This window comes from Caballeronia sp. (assembly GCF_049581465.1).
Classification (GTDB): domain Bacteria; phylum Pseudomonadota; class Gammaproteobacteria; order Burkholderiales; family Burkholderiaceae; genus Caballeronia.
On sequence record NZ_JBAUSA010001104.1, the window covers coordinates 1 to 2,221 of the forward strand.

Genomic DNA, 2,221 nt, shown 5'->3' on the forward strand with positions numbered 1-2,221 from the left:
GTGTTCGGGATGCCTGAGCGCGGCGTAGCGGAACAGTGAGTGGATCGCCGCGAGGCGAGCGTTGCGGGTTCTGGTGGTGTTGCCGCGGTCGTGCTCGAGGTGCTCCAAGAACGCGCCGATCAGCGGCGCGTCTAGATCAGCGAAGTCGAGCTGGCATGGTGGTTTGCCGGTCTGCTGCTCAGCGAATCCCAACAGCAACCGGAACGCGTTGCGGTATGCGTCCAGGGTTCGCGGGCTGGCGTTCTTCTGAGTGAGCAATCTGTCAGTGAAGAACGATTGCAAGGTGGGCGCGAGCAGGCTCATGAGCACGCTCCCAACAAGCCGTTCAGACGCTCACCCGCGAGCGCGAGCAACTCGGGTGCCGCTTGCAGATACCAGTATGTATCGGCCGGGTGCGCATGCCCGAGATAGGTTGAGAGCAGCGGTAGTTGGGCATCGACATTCACCCCTGCGCGATACCAGTCGAGCAGCGTGCGCACGGCGAACGTATGTCTGAGATCGTGTGGGCGCGGTCGCCGGTGCTCGCTGCTGTCTTCCAAGCCGATGTCGCAGATGAGCTGGGGAAAGACGTAGTTGACTGCTTTGCTCGTGACCCGCGATCCTCGTGTTGAGAGGAAGAACGCTTGAGTATCCGGTTTTGGCCAGCGCCGGTCGCGTAACCGGCTGTATTCGCGAAGCGCTTCTGTGGTGCTCTCCTGCAGTGGTAGCTCGCGCTGCTTGCCCAGCTTGCCGACACGGACGTGAAGCGCGCCGTCGTTCAGGTCGACATCGCCGCGGTCAAGTCCGAGCGCCTCCCCGATCCGCAGACCGCTGGCGGCCATCAGCCCGATCAGTGTCTCGTAGGTTCTTCCGCGCAACGGGGACGGCCCGAGCGCTCGCGCCGCATCCATCAGTGCCGCTATCTCTGCCTGCGAGTACAAATACGGCGCCAAGCGGGGGCGTTTGGCTGTCAGCAGGTCCCTGGGCGGTATGTCGCTGTCGGGATCAATTGTGTTCAGGTATCTGGCGAAGCCCCGCACCATCCCGAGCCGCGCACGCCACCACTGCGGGTGTGTGCCTTTGGGCTGGGTCGCCCACGCGATCGCCAGTTCTGTCGTGATCCGCGCCGCACCCGCCTGTTCCAGAAAACCGACGAAGCTTCCCAGCAGACGATCATAATTCTCAAGCGAAAACCCGAGCTGGCGACGAACCATCAGATAATCCTTCAGAGCCGACCGCAGGGGACTCATGCTGCACCCCCCGTCGTCACCGCCATCGGCCAGGGCTGGGCGAGCTCTCGCAGCGCCACTCGATCGACCTTGGCGTAGATCACGGTTGTCGTGAGATGACGATGGCGCAGGACCTCCGCTATTTCTGACAGTGACGCGCCCGATCTCAGCATCTCCGTCGCGGCGGTATGCCGTAGCTGATGTGGACCAACTCGCGGCATGCCGACCCGGACACATGCGTCGCGCACGACCGCGTTGACCGCCATGCCAGTGAGAGCACCAGCCGGCGCGATTACGCGCAGGAACACTGTGCGGCCGGCGTCGGGTGGCCGAGGGTGTCGCAAGTACGCCGCCAGCGCTGTACCGACATCGTCTGGCAGTGGCAGGCGCTCATGATGGTTGCCCTTGCCGCGAACCAGCATTTCACCACCATGCCAATCGATATCGTCCAGGCGCAGTGCTGCGACCTCGCCAGCACGCAAACCAAGCCGGACCATCAGCATCAATATCGCGTAATCGCGCCGGCCAACCGTCCGGCGTCGGTCGCAACTGGAAAGCAGCTGGACTACCGCGGTTGCCTGCAATCCCCGTGGCAATGTGCAATCTCGCGAATCGGCGACGCTGGGCACCGCCCATGCAAGTGGCGTGGCCGTGATACCTGCAACGTGCAGATAGCGCAACAGCGGACGCATCACACCAACCAAGCGGCGTGCTCCCGCGACGCTCCGCCGCGAGCACTCCCGTACCATGAAATCGCTGACATCCGCAGCGCTCAAACACTCAAGCTCAAGGCCACGCTGCCCAACTCGCTCGCAGAGAAATAGCCGAACGTCACTCTCCAAGCGAGCAAAAGTGCGCTCCCCGCACCCACGCTCGCTCACCAAGTAACGGCGATAATCCAAAAGCAGCCGCTCCACCGGACCTTCCGGTGTTCCTGCTGCAGGTGCCGGCACGACACCGGCCGCGCGCAGATACCCGAGCGGGAGCAACATGCTCCGGGGCGAGACCCATTT

General features: G+C 63.4%; 3 protein-coding genes. All 3 read right to left on the reverse strand.

Going from position 1 to position 2,221, the window contains the following annotated elements; translation table 11 throughout:
• Positions 1–303 (reverse strand): site-specific integrase (locus tag WCA53_RS26990; protein WP_423917878.1); only part of this gene is annotated, 303 nt, incomplete at its 3' end.
• Positions 300–1,193 (reverse strand): tyrosine-type recombinase/integrase, encoded by an 894-nt coding sequence (locus WCA53_RS26995; protein ID WP_423917881.1) that lies wholly within the window; start codon positions 1,191–1,193, stop codon positions 300–302. The genes WCA53_RS26995 and WCA53_RS26990, both read right to left, overlap by 4 nt.
• Before the next feature lie 32 nt (positions 1,194–1,225).
• Positions 1,226–2,221: site-specific integrase (locus tag WCA53_RS27000; protein WP_423917886.1), on the reverse strand; the 996-nt coding region annotated here is incomplete at its 5' end.

What these genes read in the sequence shown, in the direction of transcription:
- WCA53_RS26995 (WP_423917881.1), bottom strand. Translation starts at nt 1,193, where the DNA reads ATGGTTCGTCGCCAGCTCGGGTTTTCGCTTGAGAATTATGATCGTCTG.